Annotated in this window: 15 protein-coding genes; 10 read left to right on the plus strand and 5 right to left on the minus strand. The window is 66.4% G+C overall.

Annotated features, from left to right (window positions below):
* Nucleotides 1-84 precede the first annotated feature (84 nt).
* From cobA to DC363_RS11930, 3 genes are all read left to right on the plus strand, one after another.
* On the plus strand, nucleotides 85-942 hold the full coding sequence (cobA, locus tag DC363_RS11920; RefSeq protein ID WP_422396411.1) for a uroporphyrinogen-III C-methyltransferase: 858 nt from the start codon (nucleotides 85-87) through the stop codon (nucleotides 940-942).
* Between the two features lie 72 nt (nucleotides 943-1014).
* Nucleotides 1015-2277, plus strand: coding sequence for a cobyrinic acid a,c-diamide synthase CobB (locus DC363_RS11925; protein WP_108641387.1), 1263 nt, complete (start codon nucleotides 1015-1017; stop codon nucleotides 2275-2277).
* Between the two features lie 57 nt (nucleotides 2278-2334).
* Nucleotides 2335-3594, plus strand: coding sequence for an MFS transporter (locus tag DC363_RS11930; RefSeq protein WP_108641388.1), 1260 nt, complete (start codon nucleotides 2335-2337; stop codon nucleotides 3592-3594).
* Here DC363_RS11930 and DC363_RS11935 read toward each other — a convergent pair.
* The 4 genes from DC363_RS11935 to DC363_RS11950 all read right to left on the minus strand — a co-directional run bounded on the left by DC363_RS11935 (nucleotide 3591) and on the right by DC363_RS11950 (nucleotide 8776).
* On the minus strand, nucleotides 3591-4361 hold the full coding sequence (locus DC363_RS11935; protein ID WP_108641389.1) for a squalene/phytoene synthase family protein: 771 nt from the start codon (nucleotides 4359-4361) through the stop codon (nucleotides 3591-3593). The genes DC363_RS11930 and DC363_RS11935 overlap by 4 nt on opposite strands.
* A complete protein-coding gene (gene cimA, locus DC363_RS11940; protein WP_108641390.1) occupies nucleotides 4358-5989 on the minus strand; it encodes a citramalate synthase in 1632 nt (543 codons plus the stop codon). Before cimA ends, DC363_RS11935 begins: the two co-directional genes overlap by 4 nt.
* Nucleotides 5990-6203: 214 nt before the next feature.
* The gene (gene cysS, locus DC363_RS11945; RefSeq protein ID WP_108641391.1) at nucleotides 6204-7628 is read right to left on the minus strand and encodes a cysteine--tRNA ligase; all 1425 of its coding nucleotides are present in this window, start codon (nucleotides 7626-7628) and stop codon (nucleotides 6204-6206) included.
* 545 nt (nucleotides 7629-8173) lie between these two features.
* On the minus strand, nucleotides 8174-8776 hold the full coding sequence (locus DC363_RS11950) for an outer membrane protein (protein WP_108641392.1): 603 nt from the start codon (nucleotides 8774-8776) through the stop codon (nucleotides 8174-8176).
* Nucleotides 8777-9220: 444 nt separating this feature from the next.
* On the opposite strand from DC363_RS11950, the gene DC363_RS11955 reads away from it, so the two are divergent.
* Nucleotides 9221-10771, plus strand: a complete 1551-nt coding sequence (locus DC363_RS11955; RefSeq protein WP_108641393.1) for a trimethylamine methyltransferase family protein — start codon at nucleotides 9221-9223, stop codon at nucleotides 10769-10771.
* 71 nt (nucleotides 10772-10842) lie between these two features.
* Complete coding sequence (locus DC363_RS11960; protein WP_108641394.1) at nucleotides 10843-12567, plus strand: glycosyl transferase family 90; 1725 nt, start codon at nucleotides 10843-10845, stop codon at nucleotides 12565-12567.
* Here DC363_RS11960 and DC363_RS11965 read toward each other — a convergent pair.
* Complete coding sequence (locus DC363_RS11965) at nucleotides 12559-13656, minus strand: anhydro-N-acetylmuramic acid kinase (RefSeq protein WP_108641395.1); 1098 nt, start codon at nucleotides 13654-13656, stop codon at nucleotides 12559-12561. The genes DC363_RS11960 and DC363_RS11965 overlap by 9 nt on opposite strands.
* Before the next feature lie 61 nt (nucleotides 13657-13717).
* Between DC363_RS11965 and tyrS the strand changes: the two genes are divergently transcribed.
* The 5 genes from tyrS to DC363_RS11990 all read left to right on the plus strand — a co-directional run bounded on the left by tyrS (nucleotide 13718) and on the right by DC363_RS11990 (nucleotide 18131).
* Nucleotides 13718-14968, plus strand: a complete 1251-nt coding sequence (tyrS, locus tag DC363_RS11970) for a tyrosine--tRNA ligase (protein WP_108641396.1) — start codon at nucleotides 13718-13720, stop codon at nucleotides 14966-14968.
* Between the two features lie 277 nt (nucleotides 14969-15245).
* A complete protein-coding gene (locus DC363_RS11975) occupies nucleotides 15246-16016 on the plus strand; it encodes a GNAT family N-acetyltransferase (protein WP_108641397.1) in 771 nt (256 codons plus the stop codon).
* Nucleotides 16017-16115: 99 nt separating this feature from the next.
* Nucleotides 16116-16535 carry a Fur family transcriptional regulator gene (locus DC363_RS11980; protein WP_108641398.1) on the plus strand — a complete coding sequence of 140 codons (420 nt, stop codon included), beginning with the start codon at nucleotides 16116-16118 and terminating at the stop codon, nucleotides 16533-16535.
* The gene (locus DC363_RS11985; RefSeq protein WP_108641399.1) at nucleotides 16528-17214 is read left to right on the plus strand and encodes an NYN domain-containing protein; all 687 of its coding nucleotides are present in this window, start codon (nucleotides 16528-16530) and stop codon (nucleotides 17212-17214) included. Before DC363_RS11980 ends, DC363_RS11985 begins: the two co-directional genes overlap by 8 nt.
* Nucleotides 17214-18131 (plus strand): DMT family transporter, encoded by a 918-nt coding sequence (locus tag DC363_RS11990; RefSeq protein ID WP_108641400.1) that lies wholly within the window; start codon nucleotides 17214-17216, stop codon nucleotides 18129-18131. The genes DC363_RS11985 and DC363_RS11990 overlap by 1 nt, the downstream gene beginning before the upstream one ends.
* Nucleotides 18132-18167: the final 36 nt, after the last annotated feature.

Raw genomic sequence — 18167 nt, forward strand, 5'->3', positions numbered from 1 at the left:
ACCCCCGTCCCCCGGTGACGCCAATCCGCAAAACTGCGTCGCTTGTCCTCTTCCCCAGCACCCCTACGCGCGGCATAAGGGGGCATGGATATGCGACTCCCCCCCCTCGCGACCGGCCCGGGCTGGCCCGTGCTCGAACCCGGCTGGGTCTGGCTCTGCGGCGCCGGCCCCGGCGATCCCGGCCTTCTGACCCTGCACGCCCTGAACGCGCTGGCGCAGGCCGATGTGGTGATCTACGACGCGCTGGTGCAAGAGGCGATCCTCGACTGGGCCCCACAAGCCGACCACATCTACGCGGGCAAACGCGGCGGCAAACCCAGCGCCAAACAGCGCGACATCTCGCTGCGGCTGGTGGATCTCGCGCGCGCCGGCAAACGGGTGCTTCGGCTCAAGGGGGGTGATCCCTTCGTCTTCGGGCGCGGCGGGGAAGAGGCGCAGACCCTGATCCAGCACGGCGTGCCTGTACGGATCATTCCCGGCATCTCGGCGGGGATCGGCGGTCTGGCCTATGCGGGCATCCCGGTCACCCACCGCGACGTGAACCAGTCGGTGACCTTCGTCACCGGTCACGACCAATCGGGCAAGGCGCCGCAATCGCTCGACTGGCAGGCCATTGCCAAGGGCTCTCAGGTGATCGTCATCTACATGGGCATGAAACACATCGCCCAGATCAGCGCCGCCTTGCTGGACGCGGGCCGTGCGGCGGACGAACCGGTGGCCGTCGTCACCACCGCCACCACGGCCGACCAACAGGTGCTGGAAACCACGCTCGGCACCGTTGAGGCCGACATCGCCACAGCAGGGCTGGAACCTCCCGCCATTATCTGTGTCGGACGCGCGGTGAAGATGCGCGAAGTCCTGGATTGGCAAGGGCAACTGGCCGGTGAGGCTCCGCGGAACCTCGATCCTTTGGGGCGCGGGCGTCCTGCGGAAACCGCCTGATCCCATGGGCATCTCCCCCTTCATCTGGCCGGATAAACTCCCCCCGGAGGGCCGGTCGCCACAGGTGGTGCCATGGCGGGCCTGATCCTCTCGGCGCCCTCGTCGGGCGCGGGCAAGACGACGCTGACGCTGGGCCTGCTGCGCGCCCTGCGCCGCGCGGGCCAGCCGGTGCGCTCCGCGAAATCCGGCCCCGATTACATCGACCCGCAGTTCCACGCCGCCGCCACCGGAGCGCCTTGCGTCAATCTCGACGCCTGGGCCATGCCGCCGAAGCGTCTGCGCCACCTTGCCGCCGGTCCTGATCCGCTCATCATCGAAGGGGCCATGGGCCTCTTCGACGGCGCGCCGCCCGACGGCAAAGGCTCGACCGCCGATCTGGCCCGCACCCTGGGGCTGCCGGTGGTGTTGATCGTCGATGCCAAGGCCATGTCGCAGTCCGTCGCCGCCCTCGTCGCGGGCTTCGCGGGGCACGATCCGGCCGTGCGGATCGCGGGCGTGATCCTCAACCGCACGGGGTCCGCGCGTCACGTGGCCATGCTGACCCGCGCACTCGCACCGCTGGGCCTGCCCGTGCTGGGCGCGGTGCCCCGCAGCGCCGCGCTGGCCCGTCCGTCGCGCCATCTGGGGCTGGTGCAAGCGGGCGAGATGCCGGACCTTGACGCCTTCCTTGACCGCGCCGCCGAGGTCATCGCCGCCCATGTCGATCTGTCGCAGCTCCGCGCGCTCATGGGACCCCTTCCGCAAGCCACACCGCCCCCATCGCCCACGGCCCACCCGCCGCGCCGCATCGCCGTCGCGCGCGACGCGGCTTTTTCGTTCCTCTATCCCCATCACCTCGCCGACTGGACAGCACAGGGGGCCGAGGTGGCGTTCTTCTCGCCGCTGGCCGATGATCTGGTGCCGCAGGCCGATGAAATCTTCCTACCCGGCGGCTACCCCGAGCTTCACGCCGCCCGACTCGCAAGCAGTCACACCTTCATGCAAAGCCTGAAGAACGCCGCGCAAACCACTGGCATCTATGGAGAATGCGGCGGTTACATGGTTCTGGGCGAGACGCTGATCGACGCCGAGGGCACCCGCCACCCCATGGCGGGGCTTCTCGGCCTGACCACCAGTTTCGCCAACCGCAAACTGCATCTGGGCTACCGCCACCTGCGTGACCGCCAGACCGGCACCGCCCACCGCGGCCATGAGTTCCACTACGCCACGACGCTCGACGCACAGGGCGAGGCGTTGTTCGAGGCGACCGACGCCGAGGGCACGCCGCTCGCCCCTATGGGCCTGCGGGCGGGGCGCGTGCGCGGCTCTTTCGCCCATATCATCCACACGCCCTGAGCCCCTCGCAGATCGTGGCCCATTGCACCCCCCCGCGCGCCGCAGTAGCCATGGGCCATGACCGAGACCACAGCCCTCCTCCCCGATGATCGCCGCGCCAAGCGCAACGTGGCCGTGCTTGTGCTCGCGCAGGCCATTCTGGGCGCGCAGATGCCGATGATTTTCGTCGTCGGCGGGCTGGCGGGCAAGCAGTTGGCCAGTAATGTCTGCTGGGCGACGCTGCCGATCTCGCTCATCATCTTCGGGTCAATGACCACCGCGCCGTGGCTTTCGCCCTTGATGCAATCGCGGGGTCGGCGCTTCGGCTTCTACATCGGAGCGCTCGCCGGGGCGGTCGGCGCCGCCGTTGCCGCCTACGGGCTTTATGCCAGCTCCTTCCCGATCCTGCTCATCGGCTCTTACTTCACCGGCATCTATATGTCCGCGCAGGGTTTTTACCGCTTCGCCGCGACGGACACCGCCTCGGACAGCTACAAGCCCAAGGCGATCTCCTATGTCATGGCGGGGGGGCTGTTGTCCGCGATCCTCGGGCCGCAACTCAACAAGATCGTCGAGGGCAGCTTCGTGGTGCCGTTTCTGGGCACCTATCTTGTGATCATCATGCTCAACCTCGTGGGCATGTTCCTGTTCACCGCGCTGGACCTGCCCAAGGGCACGCGGCGCGAGCCTGCGCCCCTTGCCGCCACCCCACCCCGCAGCCGCCGTGCGCTGCTGTCGGATCCCAATATCATCGTGGCGATGATCGTGGCGCTGGTGGCCTATTCGCTGATGAACCTGATCATGACCTCGACCCCGCTGGCCGTGGTCGGCTGCGGCTATGCGCTCAGCAGCGCCAATGACATCGTCTCGGCCCATGTGCTGGCCATGTTCGCGCCCAGTTTCTTCACCGGCCATCTGATCGTGCGCTTCGGGGTCAAGACGATCATGGGCGTCGGCGTGGCGATCCTTGCCGGGGCGGGTGCCGCCGCGCTGCTGGGGGTCAACTTCGCCGATGCGGACCAACCCTCTCTGTTCAGCTTCTACGCGGCGCTGATCCTGCTGGGGCTGGGCTGGAACTTCGGCTTTATCGGCGCGACCACGCTGCTGACCGAATCCCACGCGCCTCATGAGCGCGGCGTCGTGCAGGGATTGAACGACATGGTGGTCTTCGGCTCGGTCACTCTGGCCTCGCTGGCGTCGGGCGGGCTGATGAACTGCTCGGGCGGCTCGCCGATGGAAGGCTGGACCGCCGTGAACCTCGCCATGGCGCCGTTCATCGCGCTGGCCGGCGGTGCGCTGATCTGGCTGGCCCTGCGCCCCCGGGGTCGCGACGCCTAGGCGCGGGCCAGACGTGCGGCGCGGCGCGCCAGCCTGAGACGGCTCCGAAACGGGCTGATCCCGACGCTGTTCTGCGCGACCCGGTCCGGCTGACGCGCGATCTGCTGCAACAGGGGCGCGGCCTCCCAGCTTTCCAGAAGCGCCGCACGGGGCAGACCGGACAGGCCCGCCCAGCGGCCCGCCTCACGCAGCCGCGTCAGCGCCTCTTGCGCCAGTTGCGCGATGGCCTCAGGGCGGCCATCCACCAAAGGCTTGCGGCCCTTGTCTTCAAGCGTGGGCGCGGCGGCCAAGAACCGCGCGAGACCCGTGCCATGACCGATGGCGATCACCGTCTCCCGCGCGCTCTCCGGTGCGCCCAGCGCTCGCGCGCCCTGCCACATCAATTCCCCGGAGGTGGCCTCGAGATACTCCCGGAAATGGGCGGCATCCTCAAAGGTGTCCTTATAGACATCCCAGCGCCGCGCCGCGACCAGCCGGTCGAGCGCCTGCGCCCCGGGTACATCCAGCACCTCGGCCAGTTCCGTCGTCACCTCATGTTTGCGGACCGCGCGCGCCTCCGCGATCTCCTCCAGCGCGTCACGCCACCATTGCAGGCGCATCTCGGCGATCATCGGCTCCTCGGTCACCCAAGGGGCCCGCGCCACCTGCATGTTGAAGGCATACAGCGGAAACAACACGCGGCGGGCGGCGACAGGGCTCGCCATGGCCGCGCGGAACCGTTCCGGATCGCCTTTCTCGACGCTGGCGGCGCAGGCGTCGAAGCTCACAGCGTCGCCCCATCCTGCGCCCCGTCGCGCACCAGCTTCCAGCGGATCGCATCGACCAGCGCGTCGAACGAGGCATCGACGATGTTGGCGCTGACCCCCACCGTAGACCATGTGCGCCCCTGCCCGTCTTCACTGTCGATGATGACCCGCGTCACCGCCTCGGTGCCGCCATTGGTGATGCGCACCTTGAAGTCCGTCAGCCGGATGTCGGCCACGTGTTCCGCATAGCGCCCCAGATCCTTCATCAGCGCGCGGCTGAGCGCATGCACCGGCCCCTGATCGGACCCATCGGGCCCGAGGCTCTCCGACACCGACAGGGTCTTCTGCCCGTCCACCTTCACCACGACCACCGCCTCGGAGAGCGAGACCATCTCATTGCGTTTGTTGCGCCGCCGCTCGACCGTGACGCGGTAGCGTTTTACCTCGAAGAAATCGGGCATCACGCCCAGCTCTTCCCGCGCAAGCACCTCGAACGAGGCCTGCGCTGTGTCATAGGAATAGCCCGCCGCCTCGCGCTCTTTCACCCGGTCAAGGATGCGCGCAAGGGCCGGGTCGCCCTTGGCAACCTCAAGCCCCATGGCGCCCAGCCGTTCGCGCAGGTTCGACTGCCCCGCCTGGTTCGACATGGGCACGATCCGCGCATTGCCGACCTGCGCGGGGTCGATATGCTCATAGGTGCTGGGGTCCTTGGCGATGGCGCTGGCATGCAGCCCCGCCTTATGGGCAAAGGCGCTGACGCCGACGTAAGCGGCCTGTTTCTGCGGCACCCGGTTGAGGATTTCATCGAGCCGGCGCGACACGCGCAGCAGGCTGGTCAGCGCCTCGGCCGTCACCCCCGTCTCGAACTGGCTCGCATAGGGTTCCTTCAGCGCCAGCGTCGGGATCAGAGTGGTGAGGTTGGCATTGCCACAACGTTCGCCCAACCCGTTGAGCGTGCCCTGCACCTGCCGCGCGCCCGCCGCCACGGCGACCAGACTGTTGGCCACGGCGTTCTCGGTGTCGTTGTGGGTGTGGATGCCGATATGGCTTCCCGGCACGCCCGCCTCGATCAAGGCCTTGACGCCCGCGCGCACGTCATGAGGCAGCGCGCCGCCGTTGGTGTCGCAGAGCACCACCCAGCGCGCGCCCGCGTCATAGGCCGCCTTGGCCGCGCACAGCGTGTACTCGGGGTTGGATTTCAGCCCGTCGAAGAAGTGTTCCGCGTCGAACAACGCCTCGCGCCCGCTGACGACGATATGCGCGACCGAGGCGGAAATGTTCTTGATGTTCTCCTCCAACGTGATGCCAAGGGCGGCTTCGACGTGGAAATCATGGGTCTTGCCGACGATGCAGACCGCCTGCGTGCCCGCGTTCATCACCGCGGCGAGCACATCGTCGTTCTCGGCCGAGCGCCCCGCCCGTTTGGTCATCCCGAACGCGGTGAGCCGCGCGCGGGTTTTTGGCGCATCCTCGAAGAACTCGCTGTCGGTGGGGTTCGCCCCCGGCCAGCCGCCTTCGATGTAGTCCACGCCCAGATCATCCAGCATCCGCGCCACGGCGTGCTTTTCGTCGGTGGAGAACTGCACACCCTGCGTCTGCTGCCCATCGCGCAGGGTGGTGTCGTAAAGGTAAAGACGTTCCTTGGTCATTCTAGGCCCTCCCCGTCTGGCTTGGCCGCCGCCGTGGCGCTTGTGGCAAGGTCAGCCCCCGACCGCCCCGCCGGGCGGCGGCGATCCCCCCAGCCGCGGTCGGCGGAGTCCTGCGGACGGATCGCCCTGCGATCCGGACAGCCCCCGTCCGCCCCCCCGGGCGGGGGCTTCCCCCCCACCCGCGGCCGGGGACTGTCGTGCGTTGCGGCAAGGGTCATAGCAAGCCCTCCAGTTTGGAGGGGTCGAAGTTGCTGGAACGCTCCCCTTGCGGTCCTGTAGGTGTCGCCTGCACGACGAGGCCAGCTTCGTTAAGCTTCTGCCTAAATTCATCAGCCTCAGCCCAACGCTTTTGATCTCTGAGTGATTGCCAGTGGTCTAGATACGGGTGAATTAAATTCATCAGCTCAGATAGACTTTCGCCGCCAAGGGCGGTTGGTCCGGACGTCATCGTCAAATCGCTACGCCACCAATCAACCTCTTCGGGACTCCCGAAGCCCAAGAGTTCCATAGCTGCCCGCAGTTCCGCCGGTTTCTTCTGGAGCTGCTGCATTCGCTGGAGCGCCGCGTGCGTGTTCAAGTCATCTGACAAGGCGTCGATAATCAACACATCCACCCCGTCAGACGGTTTGACGCCAGCCGCCGCTGCATAGAGTCGTGCGAGCACCTTCTCCGCCTCAACCCGCTTCTTCTCGGTCCAATCCATCGGCTTGCGGTAATGCGTCGACAGCATCACGAAGCGGATCACCTCGCCCGGCACGCCCTGCTCCAGCAAATCGCGCACGGTGAAGAAATTGCCCAGCGACTTGGACATTTTCTTACCCTCGACCTGCAACATCTCGTTGTGCATCCAGACGTTGGCGAACCCGTGCCCCATGCAGGCCGATTGCGCGATCTCGTTTTCGTGGTGCGGGAATTGCAGATCGTTGCCGCCGCCGTGAATGTCGAAACTCTCGCCCAGAAGCTCCGCCGCCATGGCCGAGCATTCGATATGCCAGCCGGGCCGCCCGCGCCCCCAAGGGCTGTCCCAGCCGGGCAGATCATCCGTCGACGGCTTCCACAGCACGAAATCCAACGGGTCTTCCTTGAAGGGCGCGACCTCGACCCGCGCGCCCGCGATCATGTCATCCACCGTGCGCCCCGACAGCGCGCCATACTTCTCATAGGACCGCACGCGGAACAGCACGTGCCCTTCTTTGGCATAGGCGTGGCCCTTCTCGACCAGCGCTTCGATCATCGCTACCATCTGACCGATGAACGCTGTGGCCCGCGGCTCTTTCGTGGGCCGCAGCGCCCCCAGTGCGTCCATATCCGCGTGATACCAGCCGATGGTCTCGTCCGAGCGCTCGCGCACCAGTTCCTCCAGCGACCCTTCGGCCCCCGCCTCTTTCCGCGCCAGCGCCGTCGCGTTGATCTTGTCGTCCACGTCCGTGAAATTGCGCACATAGGTCACGTGCTCCGCGCCATAGACATGCCGCAAGAGCCTGAACAGCGTATCGAACACGATCACGGGGCGCGCGTTGCCCAGATGGGCGCGGTCATAGACCGTCGGCCCGCAGACATACATGCGCACGTTCTCGGGGTCGATCGGCGCGAATTCCACCTTCTTGCGCTGGGCGGTGTTGTACAATCTGATCGTCATAGCGGCCTCATAGGGAGTGTCCCCGCGGGCTTAGCAACTTCATGTAAGTGATGAAACGTGAAAGAGCGGCCCGCCGGATGGTCAGCAGGGAATAATGCAGCAAATATTGCAAATGCTCTTCATGCCCGCGGTTGTAGCCTGCCCCGTTGCGCAAATCAACGGCGCAGCGTCACGGTCACCTCAGCCTGTGTTTACCCTATGCGCCTAAACCTGTCCGCGAACGTTCAGGCGCCCCACAAAGGTGCCACAGGAAACAGGTCACGGGTCCCAGACCACCCAAGCCCGCCTTTGATCATGGGGGCTGGCATATCGGGTGCAGACCCACGGCACAACGCGACGCGGTCCTTCCCATTCAACAAGGGGCCGCGCCGGACCATTCCGCACTGGCGGGCCCGTCACTCCTGACTGACATATCTGCGAAATGACCGAACCGCTGTGGCCGAACCGGCCGCCAAGCGGCCCGAAGTCATGCCCCGCCACCCGCACGAAAAAGGGCGCGGCAGGTTTCCCCGCCGCGCCCCGATCAGCCCCATCGGGCCGGTCGCTTAGAATTCGTAGGACACGCGCAGCGAGGCTGTCGTGGCGTCAATGTCGTTGCCGGTGTCGTTGAAATCCTCGAAGTCGTGCTTGAGCACTTCACCACCCACGCGGATGCTGTCGGTCACCTTGTAGTCCAGACCCACACCGTAAACGGCGCCGGTGTCGTCACCGGAATCAAGGTTCAGCTGGGCCACACCTGCGGTCAGGTAAGGCATGAACTGGCCTGCATCATAACCGGCACGGGCCTTGAGGCGCGCGATCGAATCGACTTCGGCACCGGACACACCATCTTCGATGTCCGCACCGGCGATTTCGATCTCACCACCCAGAACGAACGTCCCGAAGTCGTAGTCGTAACCGGCGTGCACACCGTAGGTCATACCATTGGCATCGTCGTCGAACAGGGCGCCATCGTCTTCGATGTCCGCATAGCCCAGCGAGCCACCGACATAGGCGCCGGTCCAGTCGCTGCCCATGACCACGGGGGCGGCCATGACGGGGGCCGGGGCCTGAACCACAACGGGCTCGGCCAGGTTGCCAGCGAAAGCGGGGGCTGCGGCAACGGCAAGGGCTGCGGCGGCACAGGATGTGATAAACGTACGTGTCATTTGTTTTTTCCTTTTCACACAAGGTCGATTTTCAAAACGTGTGCAGTGCATCCGCACATCGTTCACGGGACCTCAACGCCCATGTAATCGCTCTGTTCCGGGATGCACGGGGTCACGAAATCGCAGGCGATTTTCTGCCCATCCGGGCCTGCGCATCGGCGGAAAACCCCACCAAATCAGCGGGTTCCCTGATCCGAGCAAAAAAGGTCGATTTTAGCCGCACTGTCGCAATTTTGCCCGGACGTCGCAAAGGGGACAGACCGTCGCAAACGGACGTCCGACGCTGAGCGGAAAGGAGCCTTGATGTGAGCATCGAAACCCATCCCGTTCGCATTCGCCTGACCATCGGCGCCCGGCGCGGTCGTGCGGCCCGGGGGCGGCCCGGCGGGGCCTGACCCCCGCCCCCCCCCCCTTTTCTTTCGATCCTTTCACAAGGCTACCACCATGACTGATCACGCTCCCTCCCGCCGCGCTGGCCGCTCCGGCGGTCGTGCCGCCCGCCTCGCCCTGCGCGCCGCGCCCATGTCCGACGATATGCGCCCGATCCGACCGGGCATGACCGGTGGCACGTACCGTCCGCTTTCGAACGCGGATGTGCAGAAAATCCACAACGCCGCCCTCACCGCGCTCGAGACCATCGGCCTGGCCGACGCGCCGCCGTCCGGCGTCGAAATCCTGACGGGCGCAGGCGCAATCCTTGGCGACGATGGCCGCATCCGCTTCCCGCGCGCGCTGGTGGAAGACATGCTCGCCGTCGCTTGCAAGGACCTCACGCTTTGCGCGCGCGATCCCCGCCATGACCTCGACCTCTCGGGCCAGCGGGTGCACTACGGCACCGCCGGGGCTGCGGTGAATATGGTCGATGTGACCGGCAACGCCTTCCGCGACAGCACCCTGCAAGACCTGCACGACGCCGCGCGGATTGCCGACACGCTGGACAACGTGCACTTCCTGCAACGCCCCATGGTGGCCCGCGACATCGCCGACAACCTCGAGATGGACCTCAACACCATTTACGCCTGCTGCGCCGGCACCACCAAACACGTGGGCACCTCGATCTCGGACCCGTCCCATGCACAGCCCTGCCTTGACCTGTGCTACGCCATCGCCGGGGGCGAGGCCGAATTCCGCGCGCGGCCCTTCGTGTCCATGTCGAACTGTTTTGTCGTCCCGCCGATGAAATTCGCCACCGAAAGCTGCGAGTCGATGGAGACCTGCGTGCGCGGCGGGATGCCGGTGCTGCTGCTCTCGGCGGGGATGTCGGGGGCCACCGCCCCCAGCACCATCGCCGGTGCGATCACACAGGCCGTGGCGGAATGTCTGGCGGGGCTGGTCTATGTCAACGCGATTGCCCCCGGCCATCCGGCGATCTTCGGCACCTGGCCCTTCGGGCTGGACCTGCGCACGGGTGCCATGACCGTAGGCTCGGGCGAACAGGCGTTGCTCACCGCCGGTTGCGCGCAGATGCACGCCTTCTACGGCGTCCCCGGCGGCGCGGCGGCGGGCGCGTCGGACAGCAAGATGCCCGACATGCAAGCCGGATGGGAGCAGATGTGCTCGAACGTCATGGCGGGGCTTGCGGGCTGCAACATGATTTATGAGGCGGCGGGCATGCATGCGTCTCTTCTGGGGTTCTGCCACGAAAGCCTGATTCTCGCAGACGATATCATCGGGCAGGCCCAACGCTGCGTGCGCGGGATCGAGGTGGACGATGAGACCCTCGCCCTCGACCAGATGGCCGAAGTTTGCATGGGCGGGCCGGGCCATTACCTCGGCACCGACCGCACGCTCAGCCATATGGAGCGCGATTGCGTCTATCCGGCCCTCGGCAACCGGATGAGCCCCAAGGAATGGGCCGAAAGCGACCGGCCCGACCTCATCGAACAGACCATCAAACGCAAAGAGGCGATCCTCGCCACCCGCGCGCCCGCGCGCTTCGATCCGGCGCTGGACGCTGATCTGCGCAAGCGATTCCCGATCCACCTGCCCGCCTGAACGGTTGAGCCGCCGGACGCGGCGCGGCACACTGTCCGTCAAGGGGCAGCAAGGGCAAGGGGAATCACGGGATGCCGGAACAGGCCAGACCGCCAAGGGTGTTCGGCATCGGCCTGCCGATGAGCGGAGGGGCGTGGCTGGGGCAGCTCTTCGCCGCGAACGGTTACCTCTGGCGGCACGACCAAGGCGGCAAGATCGCGGTCGATCTGGCCTATGCACTGGCCGCCGGCACGCCCCCGCTGCGCCACTGGCCCCATGCGGTCGGCGTGTCGGGCCTGTCGCATCTAAGCAAGCGCCACCTGCCGCCAGTCTTCGTGCAAGACCTCGTCCCCGGTTTGCTGGCCCGCTTTCCCGACGCCTATTTTATCCTGACCCATCGCGACGAAGCCGCCTGGATCGCTGACCGCCTCTCGGCCGACGGCGGTGCCCACCGCAGCGCCGCCGCCTGGCACGCCCGCGTGGCCGAAGCCGATCTGCCCGACCTTTGGGCGGCAGAGAAGCGAGACCACATTGCGCGGTGCAAGCAGCTCTTCGCGGATCATCCGCGTTTTCTTTGCTTTAACGTCACGTCCGATCCCTCTGAAACTCTGCAAGGTTTTTTCGAACCGCACTACAACCTCACAGCGCCTAAGCCTCGTCCGCAGCCCGCGACGACGACGGAAGGCGCAGCCGGATTGCACACAGCCCTACGCGACGGGCCAACTCCGCCCCCCGCACCGCCGCCAGACATGAACTTCGTCCGCAACCTCGTTGATTTCGCAAGTGAAACCAAAGGACCCGCCGGACAGGAAAAGCACCTTAGCCCGATTTCCATCCTGTGGCGCGACCATGGCTTTCTCGACCGCACCGGCGCGCCCGCGCCCATGCTGCGCACCCCCAACGGCACGCTGCGGATCGACGCCAAGGCAGGGCTGGAACGGGCGCAAGGGGCGCTGGGCGAGTTGCTGGCCCACGGGGCCGAACCGCCGCTCAACATCGACATGATGGACGCGCGGTATATTGGCACCAAAGGGCGCCGCGCCGCGCCGCCACGCACGGTGGTCTACAACCGGCGCAAGGGGGCCACGAACCTCACGCTCTGGCCCTTGCCGGGCTATCACACGCTCGCCCCGCGCGGGGCCGTGGGCGGCTACCCCATCGACCAAATCCCCTTTGCCGAGAAGATCGACCGTTGCGTCTGGCTCGGCAACCTCACGGGGCGCATGTCGCCCACCCTGACCCCGAAGGGCCGCACGCGTCACGGTGTTTACGCCCTGCGCGCTCGCATGGAAGACCTGCCGCCCGAGGCACCGGACTGGGACGACGTGATCGACGACCTCGCCTGCGTGCCGCGTTACCGCATCGTCAAGACCTACCGCCATCACAAGAACTTCGTCGTGGGCTTGGTGCTGCGCGACAAGTGGAAGAAACTGGCGGAAACACCCGCCCTGCGCGGTCTATGCGTGCCCATGAAGCCGCGCGACTGGTTCCACCGATACCGCTATATCCTGAGCCTTGCGGGCAACGACACAGGCTCGAACTTCCTCATGGCGGCGGCCTCCAACGCGTTGATCCTCAAGGAAGAAGACGGGTGGGAGCTGTTCTACACCGAAGCCTTCCGCCCCTGGGTTCACTACGTGCCGCTGGCCGAGGGCGCGGGCGACGTCGAAGAAAAGCTCACCTGGGCGCGGGCCAATCCCACCGCATGCGCCGATATGGTCCGCGCCGCCACCGAGGTTTACGACCGCATCGCCGATCCGGCCACCCGCGCGGCGCTTCTGCGCGGCATCGCGGCGCGACTCAACGCCTCAGCCTGAGGGACGTGAGAGCGTGCCACCCCCCACCGGCGCGCCCACCCCCGTGGTGCCCGGCGCGCTTGTGGGCAGGCCGTTGGCCACCCGCGCGGCGAGAAAGGCGAAGGCCTGCGCTTCCAGCATGTCGCCGTCGAACCCCGCCTCTTCGATGGGCGCGACGGGCACCGTGCAGACCTGCGCCAGCATCGCCATAAGCGTGGGGTTCTTGCGCCCGCCGCCGGTGACCAGAATGCGCTCGGGCGGGGCCGGACAGGCCTGCAGCCCCTGCGCCACCGACGCGGCACAGGCCATGGTCAGCGTCGCCACCGCATCGGCGTCGGGCAGCTCCGCCACTGCCTCGACAAGTCCGGTGAACGCATCCCGGTCCAGCGACTTCGGCGGCATGCGGAAGAAATAGGGGTGTTGCAGGAAGCCGTCGATCGCCCCCTGATCCACGCGCCCCGCCGCCGCCAGCGCCCCGTCGGTGTCGCAGTCCGCCCCCCGGCGGGCCTGCATCAGATCGTTGATCGGCGCGTTGGCCGGACCGGTGTCGAAGGCCAGCAGCGCGCCGTCGCTGTGCGGATGCGGCAGGCTCGGGTCAATCCATGTCACATTGCCCACGCCGCCCAGATTGAGGATCGCCAGCGGCGCGGTGGCCCCCATCCTCTGCGCCAGCGCGAAATGATAGAACGGGGCCAGCGGCGCGCCCTCGCCGCCCATCTGCACATCGGCGCTGCGGAAGTCCCAGACCACCGGCGTGCCCAGAACCTCGGCCAGCACCGCACCGTCCCCCGCCTGATGGGTGCCGCGCCCCTGCGGCGCGTGGGCCAGCGTCTGGCCGTGGAAGCCGATAAGCTCGGCCTCCGTGAACCGCGACAGCACCTGCGCGTGCACCGTCTCGATCAGCTCCGACACCTCGGCCACGTCGTCCTCGGGCCATTTGCCCAAGGCGCCGCGCAGCACCGCCCGCTGGGCCGCGTCATAGGGCAGGAAGGCACTGTCGCCGAAGCTGAAGATCCGGTGCCCGTCGGTGACGATCTCGGCCGCGTCCACCCCGTCAAGCGAGGTGCCCGACATGGCCCCCACGACCCGCAGCTTGCGATCTTTCAACATGGTCTTTCCCTTATGCCCTGCGGCCCCTATAGGTTGCCCCGCAAACTAGCAGGAACGCGACATGACCTACCATCCCAAATCCGATTTCATCCGCATCATGACAGAACGTGGCTTTCTGGCCGACTGCACGGATTATCAGGGTCTGGACGAGGCTTTGGCCGCCGGCACCGTGCCCGCCTATATCGGGTATGACGCCACCGCGCAGTCGCTGCACGTGGGCCATCTGATGAACATCATGGTGCTGCGCTGGCTACAGAAAACCGGCCACAAGCCGATCACGCTGTTGGGGGGTGGCACCACCAAGGTGGGCGATCCGTCGTTTCGCAGCGATGAACGTCCGCTGCTGGGGCCCGAGCAGATCGAATCCAACATCGCCGGCATGAAACAGGTGTTTGCCAAGCTGATCAGCTATGACGACAGTGACACCGGCGCCTTGATGCTCAACAACGCCGAATGGCTGGACGGGTTGAACTACCTCGATTTCCTGCGCGACATCGGGCGGCATTTCTCGGTCAACCGGATGCTGTCGTTTGAAAGCGTGAAGTCGCGGCTGGATCGCGAGCAATCCCTGTCGTTCCTGGAATTCAACTACATGATCCTGCAAGCCTATGATTTCCTTGAGCTGAACCGCCGCTATGGCTGCTTGCTGCAGATGGGCGGCTCGGACCAGTGGGGCAACATCGTCAACGGGATCGACCTGACGCGGCGGGTGCTCGACACCGAGATTTTCGGTCTCACGACACCGCTTCTGACCACCAGTGACGGGCGCAAGATGGGCAAGTCGCAGGGCGGCGCGATCTGGCTGAACGGCGATATGCTGTCGCCTTACGAGTTCTGGCAGTTCTGGCGCAACACGACCGATGCGGACACGGGCAAGTTCTTGAAACTCTTCACCGAATTGCCGGTCGAGGAGTGTGAGCGTCTGGGCGCGTTGCAAGGGTCCGAGATCAACGAGGCGAAGATCATCCTCGCCAATGAGGTCACCGCCCTGTTGCACGGGACAGAGGCCGCCGAGGCCGCCGCGCAGACCGCGAAAGAGGTCTTCGAGAAGGGCGGCGTGGGCGACGATTTGCCGACGCTGACACTGTCGCCGGATGAGCTGGGCGACGGGATTTCCATCGTGCAGCTGATCGTCAAATCCGGCCTTGCGGGCAGCGGGAAAGAGGCCAAGCGCCTGATCGCCGAAGGCGGTGCCAAACTCAACGACGCGGCACTGACCGATGCCGGCCGGATGATTGCACCGGCGGATCTCGCGACCCCGATCAAGCTGAGCGCGGGCAAAAAGCGCCACGCGCTGGTGCAACTGGGGTAGCAGTGTCTGCACCCCGTTTAGGCTAAGACCAGCCCGCGGCCGCGGGTGGGGGTGAAGCCCCCGCCCGGGGGGGCGGTCGGGGGCTGGTCGGCGGTGCCGACCCGGCAAACTCCACCCGCCTCACATCACCACCGCCAACAGCGCCCCGCCCAAAAGCGCAACCGCTGCCGCCACCACTGCCGTGGCAAGCGGCGTGAGCCTTGGCGCGGGGATGCGGGGCAAATGTTTCATCGCCACCATTAACCGCGTCTTAGGTAAAGACGGGGTTAATGGCCCAATGCGCGCCCATCCCTTGCAACAATCGCCGCAGTTCGCCCGCGCCCTCGCGGCCTATGGCACCCCGCTGCGGTCCACCGCGCCGGTCGTCCTGTCGCGCCGGTTCGCCCCCTTCGGCACGGTGGATTTCGCCAGTCGTCTCCGCGTCGAAGACCTGCACCTGCGCCCGCATCTTCTGAACCTCGAAGCCCCCGCGCCGGCCGCCATGCGCCGCGCGGGCTATGTGCAGATCCTCACCGCCGCCCATGTGGCCGACTGGGACCTGACCGTCCCGGACCTGCGCGCCGCCATGCACCCCAAGTGGCGCAACCAGTTGCGCAAGGGGGCGGCGGCCGGACTTGATCTGCGCATCACCGGCTGGAGCGGGGCCGCGCATCCGCTTTTTGCCCATGCCGAGGCACAGGCTCGGGCGCGGCGCTATCGCGCCTATCCCACGGCCCTTTTGCAGCACTTCGCGCGGGCCAACCCCGGTGCCGCGCTGTTGGCCGAGGCGCGCGCGGGGGTCGCGCTTGTGGCCGCTTGTCTGGTCCTGCGTCACGGTCCCGTCGCCACCTATCAGACCGCCTGGGCCAGCGCAGGGGGTCTTGCCTGCAACGCTCCGCGCGTGCTGCTCACCCATGTGGCCGAACACCTGCAAACCCTTGGACACAGCACCTTCGATCTGGGAATGATCGAGACCGACCACGCCCCCGGCCTTGCGCGTTTCAAATTGGGCACCGGGGCCACACCGCGCGCTCTGGGCGGCACATGGCTGGCGCTGCCGTGGCGCTGACGGGCGCGGCCCGCACCCGCCCGATGCCCTCTGGCCCCTGCCCTTATGATGGCGTAACAACACGGCGAACCGCCGATCGGACCGCGAATAGAGGCTGCCATGACCGACACCATCCTGTCCCGCTGTGAAGCGCGGGGCCTGCGCATGACCGAGCAGCGACGGGTGATTGCCGGAGTGCTTGAGGCCGCCGACGACCACCCGGACGTGGAAGAGCTGCACGCCCGCGCCAGCGCCGCCGATCCGCGCATCTCGCTCGCCACGGTCTACCGCACGGTGAAGCTGTTCGAGGAATCCGGCATCCTCGACAAACACGACTTCGGCGACGGGCGCGCGCGCTACGAAGCCTCGGACCGGGAACATCACGACCACCTGATCGACCTGACCTCCGGCGAGGTGATCGAATTCATCGATGCCGAAATCGAAGCCCTGCAAGAGCGGATCGCCGACAAGCTGGGCTATGTTCTCATCGGGCACCGTCTGGAACTCTACGGTGTGAAAAAGGAGCCGAAAGATGGCTGAAGACCGCCCCCTGCTTGCCGTGCTGATCGACGCGGACAACGTGCCCGCGAAACACGCGCAAGCGATCCTGAAAGAGGTGTCGAGCATCGGTGAGCCCGCCCTGCGCCGCGTCTATGGCGACTGGTCCGCCGAAAGCCTGAACGGCTGGAGCAAGGTGATCCCGCAGCTTGGCCTTGTGGCGCGGCAGGAAACCGCGAACACCAAGCAAAAGAACGCCAGCGACATCGGGCTGGTGATCGACGCCATGGACATCCTGCACACGCGGCGGTTCGACGGCTTCGTGATCGTGTCCTCCGACAGTGATTTCACCGCGCTGGCCAACCGGTTGCGCGAAGACGGGCTGAACGTCATCGGCATCGGCGAACGCAAGACCCCCGACAGCCTGCGCAACGTCTGCAACCGTTTCATCCTGATCGAGAACCTGAGCGCCGAAGAGCGCACGACCGAAGCCGCGCAGAACCTGCGCGACGCGCAGGTGCTGTTTCTTGAGGCGATGGACAAGATCGACAGCGACGACGACTGGTATCATCTGGGCGGTGTCGGCTCGATGATCCTTGCCGCGCATCCGGATTTCGACCCGCGCACCTATGGGCACAAGAAACTGTCGTCGCTGGCCCATGCGATCAAGGCGGTCGAGACGAAGAAGACCGGAAACCACCTGATGATCCGGCGCGTCTGATGGAGAATTCAGGCGTCGACAATCTGCGCGGGGCGGTGATGATGGTCGCCTCGATGTTCGGCTTCGCGGTCGAGGATGCGCTGATCAAATCGCTCTCGGGGACGGTGCCGCCCGGGCAGATCGTCTCGACCATGGGCTTGGGCGGGGTGATCCTGTTTGCGCTCTGGCTGCGGTTTCAGGGCAAGCCCGCCTTTGTCGCCGACCAGCGCCGCTCGAGGGTGATCCTGCGCTCGGGCTTCGAGGCCTTCGGCACGGCCTTTTTCATCTCGTCGCTGGCGCTGGTGGAACTCACGCTCGTCTCGGCGGTCATTCAGGCGACACCGCTGGTGGTCGCCATGGGGGCCGCGCTGTTTCTGGGGCAACCGGTGGGCTGGCGGCGCTGGCTGGCGATCTTCGTGGGCTTCTCGGGCATCCTGTTCATCGTCAAACCCGGCGTGGCCACTTTCGATCCGCTGGTGCTTTTGGCGGTCGTGGGCATGGTGGCGCTGGCCGGGCGCGATCTGGTGACGCGCAGCCTCAACTCCCCGATCTCGGGGCCGCATCTGTCCATCGCCGCCTTTGCCGGTTTGGTGCCCACGGGCCTTGTCCTGTGCTGGGTCTGGGGGCAGTCGCTGGTCCTGCCCACCGCGCTGGAATGGGGCGTCTTGGCCCTTTGCGTCATTGTCGGCATGACCGCCTATCTTGCCATCATCGCCGCCACGCGCATCGGCGACGCGGCCTTCATCTCGTCGTTCCGCTATTCGCGGATGCTGTTCGCGCTGGTGCTGGGCGCGCTGTTCTTCGCCGAAGCGCCGGACCTCTACACGCTCATCGGCGTCACCATCGTGATCGGCGCGGGCCTTTTCACCCTGTTGCGCGAAGCCCGCCTGAAACGCCGCGCGGCGCGCACTTCCCAAGCCGCAGCCAAGGCGCTATAGCAAAGCCGACCCGCGCCATGTTTGCGCTAACAACCC

The organism is Thalassorhabdomicrobium marinisediminis (assembly GCF_003072065.1).
Classification (GTDB): Bacteria; Pseudomonadota; Alphaproteobacteria; order Rhodobacterales; family Rhodobacteraceae; genus Octadecabacter; species Octadecabacter marinisediminis.